Raw genomic sequence first — 3371 nt, forward strand, 5'->3', positions numbered from 1 at the left:
CGGTGGCGCCGCCTCGTGTCGTCGTACCGCGGGAGAGCGGGAGAGCGGGAGAACGGGAGAGCGGGAGCCGGCTCAGACGGCCACGGTGGCGGTCACGTAGCGGACGGGGACGTCGATCAGGACGGGCCCGCCGTCGGTGCGCAGCGCGTCGAGCGAGGAGATCAGCCGGGCGCGCAGCGCCGCCGCCTCGGCCTCGGGCAGGTGCTGCCACAGCAGCCGCATGCCCTGGGTGTGCGACCAGTCCACCCACGCCTCACCGGACGCGGCGGTCATGTGCACGTTCTCGTCGGTGATCTCCACCCCGGTGAAACCGGCCTTCTCCAGAGCGGCCGTCAGGTCCGCCGGGTCCTCCAGCCAGGAGTGCAGCTGACGGCGCAGCTGGTCGGGGTGCCAGGCCGCCGGCAGGTGCTCCAGGAGCGAGAGCGGAATCAGCTCGGTGAACAGCGGCGGCAGGAACGGGAAGGTGTCCCGGGTGAAGACGGGACTGGTGAACGCGATACGGCCGCCCTCGGCCAGCAGTCCGGCGTACCGGGCGAGCGCCGCCCGGGCGTCGGGCAGGAAGATCACGCTGTAGCTGCCGAGCACCAGGTCGAAGGAGCGGGCCGGCAGATCGGGGTGCTCGCCGTCCATCACCCGCAGCTCGACGTTGCCGATGCCCTGCCGGGCGGCCTCCCGGCCGGCCTCCTCGATCATCGCCGCCGCGATGTCGATGCCCAGCGCGGACCCCTCCGGGCCGACCTCCCGGGCCGCGGGCAGCAGGGTCGCGCCCAGGCCGCAGCCGACGTCCAGCAGCCGCTGCCCCGGCTTCGGCTCCGAGAGCTCCACCAGCCGCTTGCCCATCGGCGTGAAGAATTCCACGCCCAGCCGGTCGTAGGTCGCCGCGGCCCCGTTGAAGGCATCGGTGACTTTCGTCTTGTACAACGCGGTATCCACATTCAGCTCCGGGTCTACGCGGTCGGATGGGGTCGCACGGGGAAGAAGCACTGCAATCCCCATTTTGGGCACCGCACCACGGGCCGCACTGGAGAGCGCGTCGAGGGCCGCTGGACACCGCCTCGTTGTTGCGCATTCGCCTCTTGCCCAGGTTTACCCGTGCTCCCAGAATGCTCCTGACACCCCAGTGGAGGGAATGCGATGAGCAGTCAGAAGGACGCGATACGCCGGATGATAGAGGCGTACAACACCGGTAATACGGACGATGTCGCCGAGTTCATTCACCCCGAATACCTCAATCCGGCTTCCCTGGAGCACATGGACCTGCGGGGCCCCGACTCCTTCGCGATGGCCGTCAAGTGGCTGCGGATGACGTTCTCCGAGGAGGCCCGCCTCGACGAGGTGCTGCTGGAGGAGCGCGGCGAATGGGTGCGCGCCCACCTCGTCCTGTACGGCCGTCACGTGGGCAACCTCGTGGGCATGGCGCCGACCGGCCGCCGGTTCTCCGGCGAGCAGATCCACCTGATCCGCTTCGTCGACGGCAAGATCCGCGACCACCGGGACTGGCCCGACTACCAGGGCACCTACCGCCAGCTCGGCTCGCCGTGGCCCGAGCCGACCGGCTGGAGGGACTGACCGATGATTCTCGTCACCGGAGCGACGGGCAAGGTCGGCCGCGAGGCCGTCGAACAGCTCGTGGGCCTGGGCCACCAGGTCCGGGCGCTCAGCAGGAAGCCCGAGGAGGCCAACCTCCCGGCGGGGGTCGAGGTCGTGGCGGGCAGCCCCGCCGACCCCGCGTCCCTGACCGCGGCCTTCGACGGGGTGGACCGCGCCCTGGTCGTCCTGTCGGGCGACGTGGCGGGCGAGGCCCGCAACGTGGCCGCAGCCGCCCGCGAGGCCGGCGCCGCACACCTGGTGCTGCTCTCCTCGGCCGGCGTCCTGCACCCGCTGCCGCACGGCATCGCCGACGAGCACCGGGCGGCCGAGGAGGCGATCACCGCGTCGGGCGTCGCCACCACGTTCCTGCGCCCGGGACCCTTCCACGCCAACACGTCCTGGTGGATCAGGACGGTCCGGGAGAGCGGCGCCGTGCGCTGCTGGATCGGCAACACCCCCGGTGCGCCCGTCGACGAGTACGACATCGCCTCCGTCGCCGTCGTCGCACTCACCCAGGACGGCCACCGCGGTGCGTCGTACGTCCTGACGGGCGGCGAAGTCCTCACCTCAGAGGAGCAGGCCCGCATCCTCGGCGAGGTCCTCGGCCGGGAACTGGAGTTCTCCGTGGCCCCCGAGGACGAGGTCGTCGAGGTCTTCACCGGCCTCACCGGTGACCGCGAGGCCGCCGTCACCAACGTCGCCGCCCTGCGCAGCCCCGAAGTGCCCTGGGCAAAGCCCACCACTGCCGTACGGGACCTGACCGGCCGCGACCCGCGCCCCTACCGGGCCTGGGCGGCCGACAACGCCGCACTCTTCCGCTGAACCTCCGAGAGGGACACCTACCGATGACCGAGACGAACCGCACCGTCCTGGTGACCGGCGCGACCGGCCAGCAGGGCGGCGCCACCGCCCGCGAGCTGGTGCGGCGCGGCCGGGACACGGTCGCGCTGGTGCGCGACCCGCAGTCGAAGGCGGCCCGTGCCCTCACCGGTCTCGGTGTGCGCCTGGTCCAGGGCGACCTGGACGACGAGGCCTCGCTGCGCAGCGCCATGGAAGGCGTGCACGGCGTCTTCTCCGTACAGAACTTCATGACCCCCAAAGGGCTGGGGGGCGAGGTCCGCCAGGGCCGCGCAGTGGCCAGGGCGGCCCGGGACACCGGGGTCGCCCACGTCGTCTACAGCTCCGTGGGCGGCGCCGAACGGCACAGCGGGGTGCCCCACTTCGACTCCAAGCGGCACATCGAGCGCTACCTGGAGGAGCTGGGCGTCCCGACGACCGTGCTCCGCCCCTCCTTCTTCATGGACAACTTCGCGGCGCACGGCCCTCAGAACGTCGACGGCACCCTCGTCGTCCAGCTGGCGCTGAAGCCCGCCACCCGCGTGCAGTTCATCGCCGTCCAGGACATCGGATTCTTCGCCGCGGAGGCCTTCACGCACCCGGAGACCTACCTGGGCCGCGCCGTAGAGCTGGCGGGCGACGAGCTGACCGCGGAGCAGATCGCGCAGGCGTTCGCCGCACGCAGCGGACTGCCGGCCCGGTTCGAGGAACTGCCGCTGGACGCGGTGGCGGCCAACCCGTACATCCCGAACGCACCCGAGATCGCGCTGATGTTCGAGTGGTTCCAGGAACACGGTTACCGGGCGGACATCGACGCACTGCGCACGGCCCACCCGGGCCTGCGGACCTTCGCCGCCTACCTGAAGGAGATCGAGGTCTGAGGACACGGCGGGTGCGTACACGAAAGAGCCGGTAGGGGGGCGGGGCCGCGTACTGCAGCGGCC

The 3371-nt window shown here is 71.5% G+C and carries 4 protein-coding genes; 3 read left to right on the forward strand and 1 reads right to left on the reverse strand.

Translation table 11 applies throughout. From position 1 onward, the window contains the following. Positions 1-72 precede the first annotated feature (72 nt). On the reverse strand, positions 73-933 hold the full coding sequence (locus tag ACWGIG_RS37950) for a class I SAM-dependent methyltransferase (protein WP_453326281.1): 861 nt from the start codon (positions 931-933) through the stop codon (positions 73-75). Positions 934-1134: 201 nt separating this feature from the next. Here ACWGIG_RS37950 and ACWGIG_RS37955 point away from each other — a divergent pair, with 201 nt between their 5' ends. The 3 genes from ACWGIG_RS37955 to ACWGIG_RS37965 are packed head-to-tail and all read left to right on the forward strand — an operon-like array spanning position 1135 to position 3308. Beyond that, the gene (locus ACWGIG_RS37955) at positions 1135-1569 is read left to right on the forward strand and encodes a SnoaL/DnrD family polyketide biosynthesis methyl ester cyclase (protein WP_453326282.1); all 435 of its coding nucleotides are present in this window, start codon (positions 1135-1137) and stop codon (positions 1567-1569) included. Positions 1570-1572: 3 nt separating this feature from the next. Next, positions 1573-2412 carry an SDR family oxidoreductase gene (locus ACWGIG_RS37960; RefSeq protein WP_453326283.1) on the forward strand — a complete coding sequence of 280 codons (840 nt, stop codon included), beginning with the start codon at positions 1573-1575 and terminating at the stop codon, positions 2410-2412. Between the two features lie 23 nt (positions 2413-2435). After that, on the forward strand, positions 2436-3308 hold the full coding sequence (locus tag ACWGIG_RS37965; RefSeq protein ID WP_453326284.1) for an NmrA/HSCARG family protein: 873 nt from the start codon (positions 2436-2438) through the stop codon (positions 3306-3308). The last annotated feature ends 63 nt before the right edge of the window (positions 3309-3371 follow it).

The organism is Streptomyces sp. NPDC054863 (genome assembly GCF_053610825.1).